General features: G+C 38.9%; 20 protein-coding genes. 3 read left to right on the top strand and 17 right to left on the bottom strand.

Annotated features, from left to right (window positions below; all coding sequences use genetic code 11):
- Positions 1–103: 103 nt before the first annotated feature.
- From DN92_RS10635 to DN92_RS03040, 16 genes are all read right to left on the bottom strand, one after another.
- Positions 104–1789: a DUF6311 domain-containing protein gene (locus tag DN92_RS10635; protein WP_254598327.1), complete on the bottom strand. Its 1686-nt coding sequence runs from the start codon at positions 1787–1789 to the stop codon at positions 104–106.
- 39 nt (positions 1790–1828) lie between these two features.
- Positions 1829–2548, bottom strand: a complete 720-nt coding sequence (locus tag DN92_RS02970) for a class I SAM-dependent methyltransferase (RefSeq protein ID WP_173959853.1) — start codon at positions 2546–2548, stop codon at positions 1829–1831.
- Positions 2549–2560: 12 nt separating this feature from the next.
- Positions 2561–3508 carry a glycosyltransferase family 2 protein gene (locus tag DN92_RS02975; protein ID WP_173959854.1) on the bottom strand — a complete coding sequence of 316 codons (948 nt, stop codon included), beginning with the start codon at positions 3506–3508 and terminating at the stop codon, positions 2561–2563.
- 96 nt (positions 3509–3604) lie between these two features.
- The gene (locus DN92_RS02980; protein WP_173959855.1) at positions 3605–5098 is read right to left on the bottom strand and encodes a hypothetical protein; all 1494 of its coding nucleotides are present in this window, start codon (positions 5096–5098) and stop codon (positions 3605–3607) included.
- Positions 5095–6363, bottom strand: a complete 1269-nt coding sequence (locus DN92_RS02985; protein WP_217426042.1) for a hypothetical protein — start codon at positions 6361–6363, stop codon at positions 5095–5097. The genes DN92_RS02980 and DN92_RS02985 overlap by 4 nt, the downstream gene beginning before the upstream one ends.
- Positions 6350–6877, bottom strand: coding sequence for a hypothetical protein (locus tag DN92_RS02990; protein WP_173959857.1), 528 nt, complete (start codon positions 6875–6877; stop codon positions 6350–6352). The genes DN92_RS02985 and DN92_RS02990 overlap by 14 nt, the downstream gene beginning before the upstream one ends.
- A 23-nt stretch (positions 6878–6900) precedes the next feature.
- Entirely contained in the window at positions 6901–7839 is a 939-nt protein-coding gene (locus DN92_RS02995; RefSeq protein ID WP_173959858.1) for a type II secretion system F family protein, read from the bottom strand.
- A gap of 4 nt (positions 7840–7843) precedes the next feature.
- On the bottom strand, positions 7844–8818 hold the full coding sequence (locus DN92_RS03000) for a type II secretion system F family protein (protein ID WP_173959859.1): 975 nt from the start codon (positions 8816–8818) through the stop codon (positions 7844–7846).
- Positions 8815–10005: a TadA family conjugal transfer-associated ATPase gene (locus DN92_RS03005; protein ID WP_254598328.1), complete on the bottom strand. Its 1191-nt coding sequence runs from the start codon at positions 10003–10005 to the stop codon at positions 8815–8817. The genes DN92_RS03000 and DN92_RS03005 overlap by 4 nt, the downstream gene beginning before the upstream one ends.
- Positions 10006–10178: 173 nt before the next feature.
- Entirely contained in the window at positions 10179–11345 is a 1167-nt protein-coding gene (locus DN92_RS03010; protein WP_173959861.1) for a CpaE/TadZ family protein, read from the bottom strand.
- Between the two features lie 2 nt (positions 11346–11347).
- On the bottom strand, positions 11348–11674 hold the full coding sequence (locus DN92_RS03015) for a hypothetical protein (protein WP_173959862.1): 327 nt from the start codon (positions 11672–11674) through the stop codon (positions 11348–11350).
- Between the two features lie 10 nt (positions 11675–11684).
- The gene (locus DN92_RS03020; protein ID WP_173959863.1) at positions 11685–13094 is read right to left on the bottom strand and encodes a type II and III secretion system protein family protein; all 1410 of its coding nucleotides are present in this window, start codon (positions 13092–13094) and stop codon (positions 11685–11687) included.
- Positions 13091–13840 (bottom strand): Flp pilus assembly protein CpaB, encoded by a 750-nt coding sequence (gene cpaB, locus DN92_RS03025; protein WP_173959864.1) that lies wholly within the window; start codon positions 13838–13840, stop codon positions 13091–13093. The genes DN92_RS03020 and cpaB overlap by 4 nt, the downstream gene beginning before the upstream one ends.
- Positions 13841–13846: 6 nt before the next feature.
- Positions 13847–14338, bottom strand: coding sequence for an A24 family peptidase (locus tag DN92_RS03030; protein ID WP_173959865.1), 492 nt, complete (start codon positions 14336–14338; stop codon positions 13847–13849).
- The gene (locus DN92_RS03035) at positions 14304–14465 is read right to left on the bottom strand and encodes a Flp family type IVb pilin (protein WP_173959866.1); all 162 of its coding nucleotides are present in this window, start codon (positions 14463–14465) and stop codon (positions 14304–14306) included. Before DN92_RS03035 ends, DN92_RS03030 begins: the two co-directional genes overlap by 35 nt.
- Before the next feature lie 17 nt (positions 14466–14482).
- Positions 14483–14665 carry a Flp family type IVb pilin gene (locus DN92_RS03040; protein WP_173959867.1) on the bottom strand — a complete coding sequence of 61 codons (183 nt, stop codon included), beginning with the start codon at positions 14663–14665 and terminating at the stop codon, positions 14483–14485.
- Positions 14666–15081: 416 nt separating this feature from the next.
- Between DN92_RS03040 and DN92_RS03045 the strand changes: the two genes are divergently transcribed.
- The 3 genes from DN92_RS03045 (at position 15082) to DN92_RS03055 (ending at position 18617) form a co-directional block, all read left to right on the top strand.
- Complete coding sequence (locus tag DN92_RS03045; RefSeq protein ID WP_173959868.1) at positions 15082–15519, top strand: TadE/TadG family type IV pilus assembly protein; 438 nt, start codon at positions 15082–15084, stop codon at positions 15517–15519.
- Positions 15520–15752: 233 nt separating this feature from the next.
- Positions 15753–16997, top strand: coding sequence for a TadE/TadG family type IV pilus assembly protein (locus tag DN92_RS03050; protein WP_173959869.1), 1245 nt, complete (start codon positions 15753–15755; stop codon positions 16995–16997).
- Positions 16998–17711: 714 nt separating this feature from the next.
- Positions 17712–18617, top strand: coding sequence for a helix-turn-helix domain-containing protein (locus tag DN92_RS03055; RefSeq protein ID WP_173959870.1), 906 nt, complete (start codon positions 17712–17714; stop codon positions 18615–18617).
- 152 nt (positions 18618–18769) lie between these two features.
- On the opposite strand, the gene DN92_RS03060 is transcribed toward DN92_RS03055, so the two are convergent.
- Positions 18770–19078, bottom strand: a complete 309-nt coding sequence (locus tag DN92_RS03060; RefSeq protein WP_217426043.1) for a hypothetical protein — start codon at positions 19076–19078, stop codon at positions 18770–18772.
- Positions 19079–19284 lie beyond the last annotated feature (206 nt).

Here is a 19284-nt window from a genome sequence, read left to right on the forward strand (position 1 = left end):
TGTTTTATAAGTACGTTAGAAATGATTATTAAGAAGTCATCAGAAATAGTTACACCATCACTAACTGTCCCAGAAGTAAAGACCATGCTTTTATTAATCAAAGTTATTTTTTATTGCTAAAGTCAAGGCACTCTGCACACTTCTTCCAAGCTGGGGCAAGCACATTGAAACCATTTACTTGAATCAATAAATCTTCATTAACATTTATATTTTTGCGAACTTCTGTTAGCACTACATCATCAATAATGTATAGAGTATCTTTATCGTAATTGCCAGTCCGCATCACCTCAGCATGTTTCAAAAAAATCATCTCTTGAGCAGACACATCAATCCGAGCCAAGTAAGCAGCATTGGTTTGTAGTCCATATGTAGCAGCAAAATAACCCAAGTAATTCCAATCCGGCTCCGTAGCCAGCAGAGATGGGCTTACTCGTAGCTTTTGATAATGCTTACCTGCTATCTGCCAAAATGGATCAACCATGGGGGTGTTCCAGGTAGATTGTGGTTCAGCCATTAACCTACTCCGAATTGCCATCCAACCCGAGCTGGTATCGATGATTTGAATGGCTAGAGCCAACCCCAATATCAAAGCAGCGTATCTAGGCTTAAATTGCTTCACAATCAGCGCTATCAGAACAAAAACGATGACATAAAACACTGGCCAAAACATCCGGGCCGAGGCCCTAAATAATCCGCCCACCCCCCTTAGAATGGGCTCTAATAAATCAAGCTTAAATTGAATACTGCCAATTCCTACTTGATGAGAGATGGAAAATAGCGTGAGCAATACCAGCATAATGACTAGAAAAATATTCTTCTTAATCTTCTCCATCAAATAAGGATAGTTCTTGATAAGTGAATACAGAGAAAGTGGGATGAGCAAAATAATGCCAAGCCCTAAGAAGTTAAATCTTTCGTGACCAAGCTCATCTCCCGGAAGATCACCCAGCAAATGAGACCAAAGACCATAATCTGATTTCCCGGAATCAATTAAGGACACTAAGTTAAACCCGTCATTGCCAAAACCGCCTGCTCCATGACCAGTAGCAATAGAAAAGTAACCAGCCTGCCAAAACAAGAAGATGAGGGTGCCGATAACTGAAAAATACTCAACAATAAATTGCTTAGAGGTGATCTGCTCAGCACTTCTAGATTGCAACAGATTAACTAACCACAATAGCATTACCATTGCTGCTATATAAGAATGAATCAGAGCGCTAAATCCAATCAAAAATGCCCAGTGGAGAATGCGCCTATGATTTTGATTTTTATTTAATGTTAAATATAGTGCAGCCAGTATCAAAAAATGTGCCACTAAATTTAAGTGCTGAATATTCTGGTGTAACCTCCACAGCATCGGAAGTGAAAAGGAGAGTAAGCCGGTTCCAAAGGCGCAAATCCATAAATTATTAGATAACAGTTTCATTAACCTCCACCCGAACCATGCTTGTAGAACAAAACAAGCTAACAACCAAATTCCAAAATATTGAAATGGGTGAGGCAAGATATCTCTTACACTTTTAAAGATAATGGCTAGTAAGGGATTTGAATCTGAGTAAACAATAGAATTACTAATTTCTAAACCATAAGATGGGCTCAACCCAATGGGAAAAGTCCATGGTGAATTACGAAAAAATTCCCAACCTAAATAATATGTAGATGTATCCACCATCTCAAGCCAACCAATGTTACTTGGATCTAAAACTCTAGGCCCTACTACTAATAGAAATTGGGCTAGACCTATTACAAGCGGAATTAAAAATAGAAATTGTTTTTTAAAGTAAACCATAGATGATGAGTATTAATCAGTAGGATTAAAAAATAAGCGCTAAGGCTTCCTAGCCAAGCAAAAAACGGATAGTCCAGCAAGCCGATTGTGGCGTAGCAATGTGCACTCTAGACTACAGATCATCTTTAGAGAGAAGTTAACCAAGGGGGAATGGGATTTCATGCTTGACTTTAGCTGCCCAGAACTTGGTTTTAAGCATCGTTCAAATAATCTAACTACAGCGGCTATCGGCAAAACTAAGCCAAAGAAATAGCACCCCAGATTTATCTCTAATCCTGCCATTTTTGCTAATTTCTCAACTTCACTTAAGGTATATCTTCGCTGATGCTCAAGATATTCATCATGCGAACTCCATAGCCATTGAAATGCTGGTACTGATATTAAAAATGCAGTACCAGCAGGTACCATAGAGACATAATGACTTAAGAAAGTGAGGTCATCCTCGATATGCTCAAGAACATCCATTAAAAGCACAAGCTCAATTTCATTGGCCTCATGAATTGACTTTCTATAGTGAAGCGTTTTACCTGCCCTACTCTCATCTGATTCAGATAGATAGGAAATATCAATGCACCATGCTTCATTGGCATCGGAGTGATCCAAGATATAGCGTGAGAAGAAGGCCGAACCAGAGCCAATATCCAGTATTTTTTTTGAATTAAGCCCACTGATGAGATTGGATAGAGCCTTTGCTTTGGACTGATAGTACCAATGCTTGCCTATATTTCCCCCAAGAATATCTACCTCTTTTAGATCCATGATTTTTTCAGCTTAATAGATTTGTCTTATTAGAAAAATCGGGCGTCGTTTTGATTCCATATAGGTTCTTCCAAGATATTCGCCCAATACACCAATACCAATTAACTGCAAACCCCCTAAAAAGGTAACGGCAACCATAATTGAGGCATAGCCAGGTACGTCTATACCAAATATAAGAACCCTGAATAATATAAAAATGCTAAAAATAAAAGAGGGAAATGCCACCAAAAAACCAATATAAATCCATGTCCTCATTGGGGCCGTACTGAAACTGGTTAGGCCCTCAATAGCAAAATTCCATAGCTTCCAACCATTAAATTTTGTACTGCCAGCAATACGCTCTGGCCTTACATAATCTACACAAGCCGTTTTAAATCCTACCCACGCAAACAAGCCCTTCATGAAGCGATGAGATTCTGGTAATTTTTTGATTGCATCTACCACGCACCTATCCATCAAACGAAAGTCACCCACATTTACAGGCAACTTAGGGGATGCAATTTTGTTATGGATGCGATAGAACCATGAGGCAGTTACTCGTTTTAGCCAATGGTCAGAACTTCTATTGACTCTTTTTCCCAGTACAACTTCATAACCCTCACGCCATAACTGAATCATCTCCAAAATGAGTTCAGGAGGATCTTGAAGATCTACGTCAATAGGGACAACAACCTCCCCGCTGGCAATATCTAGGCCTGCTGTTAGAGCGGCCTCTTTACCAAAATTTCTACTTAAATCGACTATTTTGATGCGTTGATCTGTTTGTTGGCGTTTGATGAGGCGCTCTAATGTTTCATCAGTACTTCCATCGTTGATAAAAATCATCTCAACAGTCAATTGCTCTTCCTGACTAAAAACACTGGATATTTTTTCGATAAAAAAATCAATAGTCTCCTGCTCGTTGAAAACAGGAACCACAAGTGATAACAGTAAATGATGCTTATCTAGGCGGCTATTCATGAAAGGCTATTACCGTCGAATAATAAATAGGGAAAAGCAAGATCTTTCTTGGGGTTAAGTTCATATTGAGATCTAGTTTTTTGACTAAAAATATGACTACGAGGGTTGTCTAACATAAATCACCGATGTCTCATCTTTAAAAACTTGCTTCCAGCTGGGATGAAATTCAAAGTACATGGCAAACTTATCAATGGGCCTCATTAATGCCCACTGAATAGCATGGGTATCTAATACACTGGTAATTTGTGTTGAGTCCACAGAGTCGGTAACTTTGTAATAATCATTATTTTCTGGTGTGCCATGAAGATCAGCCCGTCCATCAATAAATGATGGAATACCTTTAAAGATTAAGAACCCACCAAACTCATAGGAATTAAAAACATTTCCAGTAATACCAAGCTCCTGCACTTTCTTTAAGGCTTCAATAGGTGCAATTTTAGGATTTAATACAATAGGGTTGGAAGCTTGATAAATCACAGCTAAAAGACCGAACACAATTAGTGTAAAAATCATAGTGACTTTTTTGGCTGGGGCACTGAGCGCGATAAAAAACTGATCGATCACATTTCCTGCAAGCAGCTTGCCTGGGTTACCCTTGGCATAGGGCTGCGCCATTAATATAGGTGCTAATAGGCCAAATATGGAGATATACCTCACATGAGCGATTGCCTCATGAAACAGGGCAAGCAGGATAACGATTCCGCCTATTGATAGCCTGACATTTCCACAATACCCAATAACAAGAAAAGCCATTACCCATAATTCAATGACTATGAGATTGGATCCAAAAGCAGGAGCCCATTCCGTGATGCCAGTCAAGTATGGGGAAGACATCAAATCAACCCCAAATTTCCAGCCATCCAAACCATAGGGCGTGATTAGAGAGGCTAGCACGGATAATAGGAAAAACAGTCCCCACAATAGTAAATTCTTAACCCTGTCTTCTTTATCACAATAAATGACAGCATCTATTGCAATGAATGGAATTAAAACCAGACCCAGCAGAAAACTGCCATGTAAATTTGCCCACAGGACCATCAAAGGCAAAAGAGCAAAGGAGGGTTTCGATCGATTAGCGCTAGCAGTTATTAGGGTCGTGAACCAAATAATAATAATTGGCCAGGTAAGTAAATGAGGACGAGCTAACAAATGCGTGAGTAGTGATAAATAGCAAAGAAAACTAAACAGCAAGCCATAAATAGGAGGTAGGTAACGCAAAAAATACCGCAGCTGCAGTCCCAAGGTCAGCGCAAATAAAAATGCAGTAAATATTTTTACCCCACCAAATCCACCCCAGTTATAGACTAGCGCCCAAATCACCTGAGCAAGCCACTCATGAGCAATCCATACTTTTCCTTCAGTATTAAATGAGAACGGATCAAATGAGGGCACCAACTGATGAGCCATCATCCAGTTTCCAGCTGCAATGTGCATGAAACTATCTGGATCATCCAAAAATTGAGAGTTCTGATTAAGCAGAGCATAGAAAAATGCAAATAAACCAATAATGAGTGGCCAGGAAAACCCAGCTTTATTGATCCCCTTAAATTTCAATGGGGTATTAATGCCAAGTGATTGATCTACATTCATAAGCTAAGGGAGATTAATTTTAAATAGGGAGTAAAAAGTTCAGTCGAACTCAGGCAGCACTCAGGCAAGCGAAATACCAAAGAATAGGCAACAAGTAAGGCGAAAATAGCTAGGAAATATTTCTCAGAAAATTGAGTCTTATTGGAGGGTCCATGCTCCTGAACTAATTTGGACTGAGAGCTTTCCGGCTGGTTTTGAGAAGCAAATGTAAAAGCCAGCATTAGCAAACTATTACAACTAAATGACAGCCATCGCCCCCAATCTGCAGCAATAAAGTACATTAAAAAACTAGAGATAACGCCAAAAAGCATGTAACGATTAAAGATGCTTGCATGGTGATGAGTCGTCCTCACAATCACACAAAATACAAAAAACATGACTAAATAATTCCCGAGAATAAAGATAGGCCAATACAAATAAGCATCAGTAGCAAAAATGCCATAGAGGGTCAAAAAGTGCTGCTGAAGACCCCAACCCATTGATGCTATTGGCCCAAAAAAGGAGTACGGTGCTGCTGGAGAAAGGAGGACTCGATCAGATAAATTCAAAGAGTTCCATATATTATTAGCTGACTGCATGTCCCCATGAAATACGCTGCTTAATATGAAAATAGCTGGAATTAAGAAAAAATAAAGTGCAAAATAAAAACAGTAGAGCCTTTGAAATACACTATTTTTCAAATTAGTCCAGAGCAATACTAAGGTTAAGGGATAGCCCATAAAGACGTAGCCCTCGTGTACAAATGTACAAATAATCCCGCCAATAATTGCAAGCAAAAACAAAAGAGAGTTGAATATTGTTTTTTTATGTGCGGAAGATCTTTTGATAGCTAATGTAATAAGACACAGCACGCCGAATAAAAGTAAAAAAATAATTTCTTTTCTTGTAAAAAATTGCATGGTTAAGCCCATCTGCACTATTCCACCGGGAATCAGCAAAGCAGGAACTAATACGTACCAATTTTTGATTCTTGAATAAAAGTAAACTGATAAAAAAATAGCTACATACAGATAAAATAGAATCAAAGTTATGATATTTACGCTTTGGATTACAGACTCGCCAGCAGAAAAAATATATAACAACTGACCTATAAGCCCCCTTCTAACAAAGCCCCCTTCGTAATTAATCAACCATTCAGCAATCGGCCAAGACCCAAACTTCAAAATCTCAGGATCTCCAAACATCCAAACGCCAGGAATAATGATTGCGAGGTCAATCATGAAAATGACAACTATCGGGAGTGAGAGTTGGCTAAATTTCTTCATGAACATAAAAAATAGTTGATGGGAACTTATTACCCAAGTATTGGCAGGTAAACTGACCGCTACCCTTTATTAAAATATTAGCGCGCAAGCTCTCCTCAGTCATTTGTAGTTGAAGGGTTTTTTTATTTAGCTTGCCTGCAGTATTCCAATCATCTTTTTTGATTTCACTAGAATCACATGAACCCATTTTAAAAATGAGCTCAGTATCATTACTGAGGCAGACTTGATAAACCCCAGTAAAAGGCTTAGAAACGTATTGCGTAATCACTCGCTCATACTTTTCAATAAGCATTTGATCTTTGCCAGAAAATACTGACTGAAGATCACCATTGCTTAAAAAAGATTCTTGCTGCGTATTCCCCTTACAAAGCCAATATTCGGGTAATTGATTTTTATTGCAAGCAATCAAGACGATGCTTATCGGAAAAAGTAAGATGCAATTTTGAATACCTCCCAAGCGAAGACTAGAAGTAAGCTCAACTAATCTACAGAATAATTTATGAAGTGAAGGCATTAATAAAAAACCTATGAATCCAGTTACTTCATCATTCCTGCCACGGCAATCACAACCGGAGCAAGCACAACAACAAATAAAGCTGGAAATATGCAGGTAATTAAGGGGATTGTCAGTTTGATCTGAACTTTGGCTGCCTGAGCGCGAGCTTCCATCTTTCTTTTATACCGAAGGTCTTTTGAAAAAACTTCAAGAGCATCTGAAATACTCGCTCCATATCGATCGGCTTGATTAATCATCGAAGCAAATATTTTGATGTCTTCTAACCCAGTACGCTTAGCAAGATTTTGCATAGCAACGGCTCTTGAGTTTCCCGCCTTCAAGTCATTTGCAAGCAGATTAAATTCCACTGACATTGCTTTATTCATTAGCTCAATTTCAGCACCAACTCGTGCTATAGCAGCATCAATTGCCATGCCTGAAGAAATGCACACTCTAATTAAGTCGAGAGCCGTTGGGAACGCTAAAAGTAATTGTTTCTTACGAGATCTTGTGTAGAAAAAAAGAAAAATATCAGGAAGATAATACCCAGCCGCGCAACAGATCAGAACTTTAATTGCAATCTGCAATATTGATGCGCTGGTAAAGGGATTAGAAATTGATGACAGGGTAATATAAAATAAATACAAGAGGAATATCATGGTTCCTATTAAAGTTTTTATCCCAAAAAAGTAGCTCAAACTTCTTTTACTACGAAGACCTGCTTCATTAAATTTATTTTTGGTTTTTTCAAGATCCGCTTCTTTTCCTGGAAATGAATATCGAACTAAGGGCTCGATAAAATGCTTATAAAATGCATTAGCAAGACGATTAATTTTTATAGGGCTCCTGTCTTTTCTCTTTACTTGATAGAGACGTGTACCTGCCTGTTTGTCAAAGTACGAGTACGTAAAGTAAACGCATCCTGAAAAACATATCCAGAAAATAAACGCTAAAGTAATAATGGAAGAAAAACTCAGCATTTTTTTAGATACGTATGTTCGTTATTTGTCGCATCCAAATAAATCCAAGCATTACTTGTCCGATAGTGTAGTAAATGATGCTCATGCCATTGGGATTTTCTAGTAATCCGTCGTAATATTGTGGGTTGATAAATGAAACTAAACTCACCATGATTAACGGTAGTGAGCCTAGCACCTTAGCCGCCATTTTTCCTTCAGATGCTAGTGTTTTCACCAACACCTTAGATTCCAGCCTTGCCCGCATCATTCTAGACACCTCGCTTAACAAAGAAGCAAGGCTACCCCCCGTCTCTTGATTAATCACTATAGCGATTGCAAAAAAACGGACATCTTCAGTATCAATGCGATAAATTAGATTCTGCATAACATCACGAATCGGCATACCAATATTTAATTGATCAAATGTGATTTTTAATTGGGCAGCAATGGGCATGGGGGAATCTGCCACGGCCGCCTGAATTGCTGCATTGAGAGAATGTCCAGCACTTAAAGACCGCGCTATGTACTCTATTGCTCCAGGAAGTTGATCTTCAATTTTCGCTCGATGTTTCGCATTTTTAATTCTGATAAAGAAAATAGGTGCTGATGAAGCTAAAAGCCCGATAATAAGGCCCTGAAATAAAGAGCCTGTAACAATATAAAAAAGTAAAAAAGAGACTATAAAGATAATTAGTAAAGTTAAAACTAAATCATGAACATTGAATTTGAATCCTGAACGAAAGATCATTCCATCAAGAGTTCTAAATACTAAAAATTTCTTCAAGGTTTGATCAATTTTTTCATCTTTACTAAACACCCTATATTTAAAAATAGAATTAATAGTTTTTAATTCTTGGCTGTCATTAACCAATCTATTCAGACGAGATTCTAATTTTTTATTAGTCGATCCATCTTTTACAATAAAGGTTCGGAACGCCCAGTAGGACAGCACTAAACTAAAGACGCATAAGATCAATAGAGAGGTGTAGTAATAATTCATACTGCTGAAGCCACAAATAAATGTTCATCCACGGTGGCTCCACGCGTTGCTAGCTTATCTGCAAGCCGTAGCCGTATTCCTGTAGCTACATGCTCGCCAAGTACGGCACCGCTAGGGGATATTCCTCGTTGATTAAAAACAAATATATCTTGCATCGATATCATCTCGCCTTCCATACCAACAATTTCACTGATACTGGTTACTTTTCTCTGACCGTCACTCAAGCGAGAAATATGAATTACGATAGAAATCGCTGAGGCAATTTGTTGACGTAGCGATTTTTGAACAGCAGAAACACCTGCCATACCAACCATATTCTCAATTCGAACTACTGCCTCTCGAGCTGAGTTTGCGTGAATCGTAGTTAATGATCCATCATGTCCTGTATTCATGGCTTGCAACATATCTAGTACTTCAGCTCCACGGATTTCACCCAACACAATCCGATCAGGGCGCATCCGCAAGCAGTTGTGTAATAGTGAGCGTTGATCGATGCCGCCTTGTCCCTCGATATTGGATTGTCTTGTTTCTAAACGAACAACGTGCGGCTGCTGCAAGCGAAGTTCAGCAGCATCTTCAATGGTGATGATGCGTTCATTTTCAGGAATATAGCTAGACAAAATATTTAACAAGGTTGTTTTACCGCTTCCAGTACCGCCCGCGATCAAGATATTAATTTTGGCTTTGACTAATGCGGCCAGTACTAAGGCCATTTGCTCAGTTAACGCTCCACCGTGGACTAGATTTGATATAGTTAATGGCACGACAGAAAACCGACGAATAGACATTGATGGGCCATCAAGTGCCAGAGGGGGAATAATTGCATTGACACGAGAACCATCAGGTAAACGGGCATCTACCATAGGGCTAGATTCATCAATACGCCGTCCAATTCTTGAGGCAATTTTTTGAATAATTTTTAATAAATGGGCATTGTTATCAAATTGAATCTTTGATCTTTCAAGAACGCCTTTTCTCTCTACATAAATATTAAAGGCATTATTAATTAAGATATCTGATATGGATGGGTCTGCAATCAATACCTCAAGGGGCCCTAAACCAATTAATTCATTTTGAATTGCGGCTATGAGCTTCGATACATCAGCTTCAGACACTACTAAATTCAGGCTTGAAACTAAAAGTAGTAAACCTTCTTCAATTTGCTCTTTTAATTCAGAGCTAGTCATATTTTCTATAGTCGCAAGATCTATTTGATCAAGTAATTTAGAGTGTAAAAGCCCCTTAATAGAAGCAAAATCATTCTTTGAAATGATGTCTGAGCGCTCTGAGTTTCTGTACTCAATTTTAGCTTTGATGCTATTTCCTAGCGTAGTCCTTATAGTCATGATTCTATTCAGACTTATTTAGTAAACAGGGATTTAACCCAAGACCGCTTGATGTCGGGATTTAAATTTACCCCCGTCAATTCTGATGCTATTTTTCGCAATGAGATACAAATTTGACTTTTGCTTGAAATGTTTGTGATGGGCTTGCCAAGATTTGCAGATTCCATGGCAACTTTTGAGTCATTGGGTATTGTGGAACTTAATCCCCTCTTAATTAAAGCCTCAGTCTTTGTGGCCGAAAGAAAGCTATTCTCCTCGAGCCGATTTAAGATCAATCGAATCTTGCTATGCGGATAGCTCAATCTATCAAATAGATCTATAAGAGTTAATAATCCTCGCAAATAAGCCATGATCGGCTGAGTGATCAGATAAATTAAATTTGACCGATCCAAAGCCCTAATGGTGATTCCATCTAAAGCATGTGGTAAATCTAGGATAACAAAATCAAACTCTTTAGAGGCTACAGTAATTAAATTATCGATATGGTCTGGAGTAATCCGCAAACCCTTTTCTGGATCATTTGGACCCTCTAGTAGAAAAAAATTCGTTTCCATTTTCAGTGATCCTGCAATCAGCATCATGGCATCTAAAGATTCATGCTCAGCAATCTCAGCAAACGAACTTCCTGAGGTTTCATCTGCAAGATAAAAAGCTGCATCACCACCTTGGATATGTAGATCAATAATTAAGGTCCGGCAGCCAAACTCTGAGGATAGGATGTATCCTAAATTAGTAGCAAGGAAAGTAGCGCCCGCACCGCCTTTGGAAGACATGAACGCAAGAACTGTTCCTGATGAATTTCCCCTTAAATTCTTATTTCTTCTGCGAATTCTATCGATTGCTAATTTCAATTCTTCTAGAATTATCGTGCCCGTTAACACATCCTTAGCCCCAGCTCGCATTAACTCAAGTAACTCAGAATTAGATAACTCTTCACTAATATAAATTACTGCGGGCCACAATGACGCCTCAGTTAACGACGTGATAATTGGTAGATCTTCCTTGATTAACCTACTATTTTGAATGATGAGTAAGTCCGTATACTCTATGTTAATTTGATCTATTTGCAGCCCTCGATCTTCACGCACCAACTCTTTGACTATGTCTGATGCCAAAAAGGCAGAATGTATATTTCCAACTCCACCAGTGAAATTAGGTTCGGTAATAATGGTGATATTCATAGTTAGAAGCCAGTGGCTCCTGATTGAGAACCGCTTCCACTGCCCCCAGACGAACCTGAGCTGCCTGAAGAACTAGATGTGCCACCTGCAGCAGATCCAATTTGTGGAAAAATAAATGATTTTTGGTAGTTATCTATGGTGGCCTTAGCGCTAACGCCATCCATTCCACCTAAGACTCTATCTTTTGGGGGGCCATCAGGGTAAATAGATTGTGCCCTGATCGCATTATTTACGGACTTACCTAGATTCATGTCAGCATCCCACCCTTGCTGAGCACAAGCAGTAAGCATTCCAACAGATAGCCAGGCGAAGAGTTTTTTCAGGGTCATGAGAAATGACTTATTTAGATACATTGCTCTGCTCCTGAGTATTTTGTAGTTTTGAGGGGTTAGGATTTCCCTCCATTTTTCCCTCTAAAAAGAATTCACTATAACTAGGCTGCACAAAGTTATCAGTTGGTATGCTTGGTTTTTCATCCAGGGGCTTAACAATCCGCGGAGTTACTAGAATAATTAACTCACTGCGCTGACTATTAAACGCACTACTACGAAATAAAGCGCCAATAATAGGTAGGGAGGCTAGCCAAGGAAATGCTGCAATAGATTCTTGGACACTATTATTAATCAAACCGCCAATAGCAAATGTTTGCCCATCACTCAATTGCACCGTAGTTGATGCACTCCTACTTTTAATATTTGGTACAACCTGTGTCTGACCATTTGCGCTAATTGAAAATCCATTGCTACTGACATCAGAAACTTTTGGCGCAACCTTCAGATTAATTCGATTGCCACCCAATACTGTCGGTGTAAAACGAACGCCGATTCCATATTCGACTGGGGTTAAAGTAACTACCGCATTACCGTATCCACTAGCCTGAGAAATCGGCAAATAAACAGTCCCTCCCGATAAGAAGTTTCCCTCTTGACCGCTAATGGCCATAATGTTGGGCTCAGCTAGTATTTTGATCAACCCATTAGCCTCACTAGCTTGCAAAAATGCTTGGGTTGATCCAGCTCCAGCGCCAAATGCAGCTAAGGCAGTTGAACCCCCAGTTCCAATCAGGCTGTAGGAAAAATTGGAATTTGCAAATGAAATACCAAGAGCACTTGATACAGATCGATCAATTTCAGCAATTTTCACTTCGAGCAATACCTGAGGGAGGCTCTCGGTTGAAAGCATGTTCAATACTTTTCTACCAGATGCCTCTTCAGTAATTCGAACAGCTTTTTGTACCGTATCAGCATCTTTAGCTATCCCAGCTAAAACAATAGATTCACCAGCTGAATTAATCTGAAATACATTCCCCGATGGGAGTAATTTATATAAAAGATTGGATATGTAATTTGCATCACCGACCACGATCAAATCTAAGGTACTGGAGCCCCCGTCCTTGTACCAAATAATTACATTAGTGGAACCTGTTTTTTTTCCGAGAAATTGCACATCCATTGCTGTTGTCGATAAGACGTCAGCTATATTGATATTTCCAATAGCAATTCGAGCTACCGGGGCTTTAAATCGATAGGACAGGGTTTTACCCACAGTTAAGGCAATACTATTTTGTGCTGCTTCAATGCTTTTGGATTGAGCGACTACCGATGTTGGTGTGGGGATTCCCACTACCCTCTCTTGAGAAAATGCAGGATTAACCGCATTTAAAGCAAAAATCAAAGTAACAACAAACGCCTTTCTAATAAACCCAAAATGATTACTTGTTGCCTGATGATGAAAATTGAGTAGTTTCATCTTCTTGATTCCGTGCTGGTTGGGCTAATTACAGAACCTCGAATCGTCTCAATAAAAAATTGACCTGACTGGTTTGACGCCCGAATAGTAGATTTTGAATTGATATCATCCGCACTACGAAGCACCAAAGAGAGAGTTCCATAGGTCCGCGCCAAATCCAGCCTATTAACCTCATCAGCAGAGATCTGAAGAGTTGCTGAATTTCCCACCTTCGATGCCTCTGTGATGGTACGTAATTGCGAAATGGCTAATACTCTTGCATTTTGAACAATTACTTTAGAGTAGGCGCCATATGCTGGATCTTGACCGCTTAAGATAACGTCAACATAATTTCCAGGCACCACAAATCCGCCAACACCAGAAATCTCATTGACTGTAATCGTGAATGCTCTTGCGCCAGCGGGTAAATCTGAAGCCACATCAACCAGGTTTTTTTGAGAAATCATGTTAGAAACAATAATTTCTCCAGGGCCTATCCTATTTTCAGCAACTTTATTAACTATCAAGTTAATATCAAAAATTGCGCCGGCAGGGATCACATTGGGCAAAGGGCTCATAGCCGTTATATCAGCTGAGGCAATTTTACTGCCGGGTAATATTTCCTTATTTGCGGAATACACTCGGATTACATCCACAGGGCCGGTGGGGGGCGATGTATTTGCCAAATAAAGGTAAAAAATTCCCGCGACGAGAAGTGAAAACACCCCCGAACCAATAATGACAGATAGTAATTTCTTATCCCTCATTACATATCAACCCAAATATCGCTGAAATAATGCTACTGATAAGCCAGTAAAAATGGCGGAAACATAAGGAAATTGTTTCTCCTTGAGCATTTTTGTAAATAAGGGCTCTCGGAATCTTTTTACTAACCAGTCAATCAGAATTAAACCCATAACAATTAGGCCTCCGGCCACAGATGAATAGAGAACAATTCCCAAAAATGAAATGGGGCCCTCAAATAAGGCGATGACAAAAAAGAGTTTCACATCGCCACCACCCAATAATCCATAAATGAAAGGTGGCAAAAAAAGGGCTATTGCGATACCGGCAGCTGTGATACTTGAAATAAAACTCTCGCCCCCATAAGGGGAAATAGAAAATAAAAATCCAATACAAGTGCCAAATAAAATTAGAGCATTAGGCACTTTTCTGTCCTTTAAATCACTTATAAGGGCGAGCGATACAATACTGAATAAAATTGAATCCTCAAACACTAGTGGCAATACGGTTAAAAATCCCATTCAAATTCGTGCCCAGGGTTCGTACTGCAGTAATGATCACTAGAGCAACTAGCCCACTAATTAAGCCGTATTCAATTGCTGATACACCTTTAGTGCTCCTGAGAAGATTAATGATATATATGAACATATAAATCCCTCGCTGGTTTAAACGCTTGTGGCAATACGGCTAAAAATTCCGTTTAAATTAGTGCCCAATGTAGTAACAGCTGTAATAATTACCAATGCCACTAAGCCAGCAATTAATCCATACTCAATAGCGGATACACCCTTCTCATTACCAGCGAGCTTGGAATAGATGTTACGAAAATGTGATTTGATATTTTTCATGATTTATCCAAAAAAAAAGTTATAAAAAAACTACAACTTGATTAAACTTTTTTATAATTGCTTTCGCAAGACAGAATGTTCACATGGCGTGAAATTGATTCATTTCATTAAATTCAATAAATTTAAGTACCATTCAATTTGATACATAAGTACTAATTTTGTAATCAAGATTGAAAATATGGCTTTTGCATGACTTACAAGCCGAAGAGATAACTCTTTACAGCAACTATTACCAGGAATGCATTTAGACAATGCCTATTTTTGAATGTATAGTTAGTAAAATATTTTTAAGTTTACTTCGGCATACAAATCGTTAGCCTTGTTTTTTCACAGTGCGCTCTTCACCTGCCTCTATGATAATTTATTAAATTTTTAATACTCTTTTCTTGTCGCTAATTTGCAGATCGTTCGTTTTTATGCCAGCTTTTTTAATGTTAAAAAAACTATGTAAGGATCAAAGTGGATCTGCTGTAGTTGAATTTGCAATTGTGCTTCCCACCCTTCTCTTGCTTGTCTTTGGAGCAATTAACTACGGGGCAGTTTTTAACAATCAATTGATCATTAATGCTGCAGCTAGGGAAGGTGCAAGATGGGCCGCACTGTATTCCGATTCCTCTACGGTGTGTTCCACTACAGGCGCTACGAATCCCTGTAAAGTTGCTTCTGATTATATGCAGTCAGGACTACTTTTTGCCTCTGAAACAACCTTACCAACATATACCTGGACTGCTGCCAATACCGATACCAATACTCTACAGACTGTGCATGTTACCTATACCTATAGCGAGATAGGCTGGAGTATTCCAGGTTTAAAGACCGCTTATTCAGCAACTTCGTCTGCATTACATCAATGAGGTTCATCATTCCAAAAGAAACAGATTACCCGCTAGGAATCATTTCAAATTACTCCTGTCTGCCAGCAACAACAATTCAAACTCGTTTTTTAGATGTCAAATCTTTTTTAAAAACTCTAGCACCTTAATTATGCTTTTCTTTGCACCTAAATTAGGAGGCAATATGTTTAATAAATTAAGCGTGTTTTTTTTCATGGGAAATTATTTCCAATTATTTATTCGGGTACATCATCATGTCTAAAGCAAAGAATCAGGAAAACGGCTCGGTAGCTGTCATATTTGCGCTTTGCTTAATACCTCTAATATTTTTTTTAGCCTTCATTGTGGATTTAGGATATCTGCGTATACAAAAGGCCTTGGCACAAGACACCGCCGATGCAGTCGCCATTGGCTGCGTACTTAGTAATCAACAAACTCCAGGTAGCTGTGTTACTACCTCTTCTGCAACGGCATTTTCTAGTCTTATTCCCAGCGGCTTTAACGTAAGTATCGACACGATAACTTGCCCCGCAAATCCGCCAGGGCTTGATAATTGTCTTCAGGCAACTGCTATATATAGTTGGACACCTTTTTTTAGCAAATTTGTTGGCAAAAATATTCTAGGAGTTTCGGCTAATTCTAAGGTAGGGGGGTACGCAAGTGCGCCATGCTTGTTAGCATTGAATGCAACAGGTAATTTTTATAGTGCGGGTAATGGTAGTGCGGGGATTTATCTAGATGTGGGTGGTGGCGGAAAAGTCGCCACAGCATGCGGTGTTGGTGTTAAGGGAAGTAATTCCGCTTATCAGATAAATGTAAATACTGGAACATTAGATGCCAGTGCTGGATACAACTACATACGGTTAGAGAGCCCTTACCGTACCGGAGGAAATACTTCAAATATATTACCCAGCATTACTCAAGCTAGCTCGATAAAAAATCCACATCGAGTATTTGATAATATTGTCTCATCACTCCCCGCTGTTACTGGGCAGCAACAAAGCTTTCAAGGTGGAACTGCTACACTTAATCCTGGTAGTTACTATGGAATACGTGCCCAAGGAGGATCATTGGTACTGAACCCTGGTGTTTACTATATCGGTGATGGCGGCATAGATTTTAGAAATACTATGGTCACTGCAACTAATGTGGCAATTATTAATCAGTCGTCATCTGGTGGATCAATCACAATTAAAGACGATACCAAGATTCAGTGGACTGCACCAACTAGCGGCGATTACAAAGGCATGATATTGATCCAGCATGCCTCAAACAGAAATACCGTGGAGATAATGCATAACCCATCCCTGTCGACGTTTGATGGCAACTTATATTTACCAGGAGCTCCATTTTATTTACATCCTAATAATTCAACCAGCTCTAGCCCGGGCATTGGTTCAACAGTTGCCGATACTTTTTTTATTACAAATGGTTATTACAAATTTAATGCAATTAAAGCAACAAAATACTACTCAACCGAAGTTAAATCACTTCCATAAGTATAAAACTTAGCCCTTAATTTTATCTACCGAGTTTAAGAATGCCCTGCTTTATTGATAATTTAGTAGTGCTACTAAACTATCAATAAAAAATGGTGGAAACACCCAAGTCTTTTCTGATTAAAGCTCTACTTGCTTGACTCAATCATATGAAATATTGTCCATATCCTTAATTGCGAGGGAATGACAAAAAAATCTAGATCAATTGATTGAGTAGAGAAATCATATTGGTTGCCGCCTAACTGGGTTGAAAATACCGACTGCAATGAATCATCCCCTATTTGAGGGGGTTACACAGCTAATTTATGCGGGCTATTATTGATGTTAATTTTTTTAGTTTCATGACGCATCAGATGTCGGACAAATTAACCTAATGCCCAATTTTAAGAAAATCAAAGCTGTCCAAATCGGAGAACAATTGTGTTCTGCCAGAGTAGGCCAAGGTCTTAGCTATATTCACTTATCCGTCGCAAGTGGCTTATCTTTACGAGATTTAATTCATATTGAGACTGGTAATTATTATCAATTTGATAGAGATTTTGAGCAATTCTTAGAATACGCGGGCATTTATGCAAAAACTATCAATGTAAATATCTGTCATATCCCCTCGGATCAAAGTAAGCGATTCAACACCAAACCAGATCTAGTCGAAAAAGAAATATATATACCCAGTTTTCTCAGAGTTAAATCCTATCCATTTGAGTAGATTGAAAAATGAAGCTTGAAACTAAATCTTCTTCTCATGAGATTGATGGCGATAAGCTACGATTTGCTAGAGAAGCTATGGGACTGAGTCAGCAAGAGCTTGCAATAAAGTTATGCCTTTCGCAATTACATATTGCCCAATTAGAAGATGGTCGATTAAGTATATTTTTTTCCCCAGCGCACAAAATTCAGATCGCCAAAAAAGCAGGATTAGTCTTAGATTTGCAGGAACTTGAGTACTTGATTCCAAAAAATATTCAGCCAGGATCTGCACCGTCCTATTCAGAAGGAATCTCTCAATCACCTGCAAATGGACTTCATTCCAACCCAATTACGGCACACCAATATCAAGCTGCTAAGCGTAAGCACTTTCTAATCCCAAGTTGCATCTCAGGAATATTAGCAATTAGCGTTTGCACGCTAATTTATTTTGAGGAGCTGTCAATGCAGGATCTTACTAAGCACATCAGTGTGAAGCAGGCATTTACTCTACAGGTACGGGAAAACAATATGCCACTAGAGCCAACAATTCCTGATCCCAGAGTTGAGCTAGCGAATTCAAGCGCTCAACTCGAATCTGAGCCTAAGCATCTACTTCCGGAGAATTGTCAATTTAATAAATCTGAATTAAAGCAATATCAGACAATCAATCCCACCAAAAAGGATGAAATGGTCTACGTTCTTAGTAAAGAAAATCAATCAATCTGTGTGATTGATAGTCAAAACAAAGTAACTACCCTTCATTTATTACCTGGAGAATCTAAATCGGTCCATGGAATAGCGCCTTTTACGTTAGTGAGCTCCGACTTGAGCAGGTTTGATCTGTACTTTCAAGGATCAAAAGTCAAGGCCAATCAACTTAATACAAGAGCAATTCGACTTGAAATAGCAGAAAATTTGACTGCATATAACTAGAGGGAACAATCAAGTGTAGCTGCCTAGTAATTAGGCCTTGCCGCTTCAAGCATCCGTTTGAAGCGGTTTTTTTCATCTAGAATTCCCCCCTCTTTACAGGCTACTTGAATGAATACTTTGATAAGGAATCAATACAGATACGATTTACTCGCTCACCTATGTTGACTGTTAAATAGAGGTTGATAGCTCTCAATTAGCCTACGTTCAATCAGATTTCTGTCAGCCTGCTTTGGCACAGTCTTTGCATGAATATGCGTTACCCCTAATTTTTTCGCCTCTTCTAAGCTCTCATGTTTAGAAAAACGCTCCTTAAATGAAGATACCTGCCCTATATATAGCGGTACCCAGCGATTCTCTTCATTTAATTTAGTAAAAATAAAGATTCCACCAACATCAATCCATTTACTATCGATCGGATAAATTCCAAAATCCATTGCTAGCCAATGCATTCTCTGAGTCATTTTGCCTTTCAAGATGAAAATCCCCCGCTTTTAAGGGCGGGGGAAGTACACACACCACATGAACAAAGCAACGCCATGAAGACGTTGGATTAATTTAACGGAGTTTAGTAGTTTGAGATACCCCCACAAATAAGGGATTAATTCTTGAGCTCATGCCGACTACATTAGAAAATTATGAAAATACTACTTTTATGGCTCATTTGTCT

It is taken from the genome of Polynucleobacter arcticus, from assembly GCF_013307205.1.
Classification (GTDB): domain Bacteria; phylum Pseudomonadota; class Gammaproteobacteria; order Burkholderiales; family Burkholderiaceae; genus Polynucleobacter; species Polynucleobacter arcticus.

Coding starts and splice junctions, on each gene's coding strand:
- DN92_RS03040 (WP_173959867.1), bottom strand. CDS start 14,665: ATGAAAAATATCAAATCACATTTTCGTAACATCTATTCCAAGCTCGCT.
- DN92_RS02985 (WP_217426042.1), bottom strand. CDS start 6,363: ATGAAGAAATTTAGCCAACTCTCACTCCCGATAGTTGTCATTTTCATG.
- DN92_RS02970 (WP_173959853.1), bottom strand. CDS start 2,548: ATGGATCTAAAAGAGGTAGATATTCTTGGGGGAAATATAGGCAAGCAT.
- DN92_RS10635 (WP_254598327.1), bottom strand. CDS start 1,789: ATGGTTTACTTTAAAAAACAATTTCTATTTTTAATTCCGCTTGTAATA.
- DN92_RS03045 (WP_173959868.1), top strand. CDS start 15,082: ATGCCAGCTTTTTTAATGTTAAAAAAACTATGTAAGGATCAAAGTGGA.
- DN92_RS03010 (WP_173959861.1), bottom strand. CDS start 11,345: ATGAATATCACCATTATTACCGAACCTAATTTCACTGGTGGAGTTGGA.
- DN92_RS02990 (WP_173959857.1), bottom strand. CDS start 6,877: ATGCCTTCACTTCATAAATTATTCTGTAGATTAGTTGAGCTTACTTCT.
- DN92_RS03050 (WP_173959869.1), top strand. CDS start 15,753: ATGTCTAAAGCAAAGAATCAGGAAAACGGCTCGGTAGCTGTCATATTT.
- DN92_RS03030 (WP_173959865.1), bottom strand. CDS start 14,338: ATGGGATTTTTAACCGTATTGCCACTAGTGTTTGAGGATTCAATTTTA.
- DN92_RS03060 (WP_217426043.1), bottom strand. CDS start 19,078: ATGACTCAGAGAATGCATTGGCTAGCAATGGATTTTGGAATTTATCCG.
- DN92_RS02980 (WP_173959855.1), bottom strand. CDS start 5,098: ATGAATGTAGATCAATCACTTGGCATTAATACCCCATTGAAATTTAAG.
- DN92_RS02975 (WP_173959854.1), bottom strand. CDS start 3,508: ATGAATAGCCGCCTAGATAAGCATCATTTACTGTTATCACTTGTGGTT.
- DN92_RS03020 (WP_173959863.1), bottom strand. CDS start 13,094: ATGAAACTACTCAATTTTCATCATCAGGCAACAAGTAATCATTTTGGG.
- cpaB (WP_173959864.1), bottom strand. CDS start 13,840: ATGAGGGATAAGAAATTACTATCTGTCATTATTGGTTCGGGGGTGTTT.
- DN92_RS03035 (WP_173959866.1), bottom strand. CDS start 14,465: ATGTTCATATATATCATTAATCTTCTCAGGAGCACTAAAGGTGTATCA.
- DN92_RS03005 (WP_254598328.1), bottom strand. CDS start 10,005: ATGACTAGCTCTGAATTAAAAGAGCAAATTGAAGAAGGTTTACTACTT.
- DN92_RS03015 (WP_173959862.1), bottom strand. CDS start 11,674: ATGACCCTGAAAAAACTCTTCGCCTGGCTATCTGTTGGAATGCTTACT.
- DN92_RS03000 (WP_173959859.1), bottom strand. CDS start 8,818: ATGAATTATTACTACACCTCTCTATTGATCTTATGCGTCTTTAGTTTA.
- DN92_RS03055 (WP_173959870.1), top strand. CDS start 17,712: ATGAAGCTTGAAACTAAATCTTCTTCTCATGAGATTGATGGCGATAAG.
- DN92_RS02995 (WP_173959858.1), bottom strand. CDS start 7,839: ATGCTGAGTTTTTCTTCCATTATTACTTTAGCGTTTATTTTCTGGATA.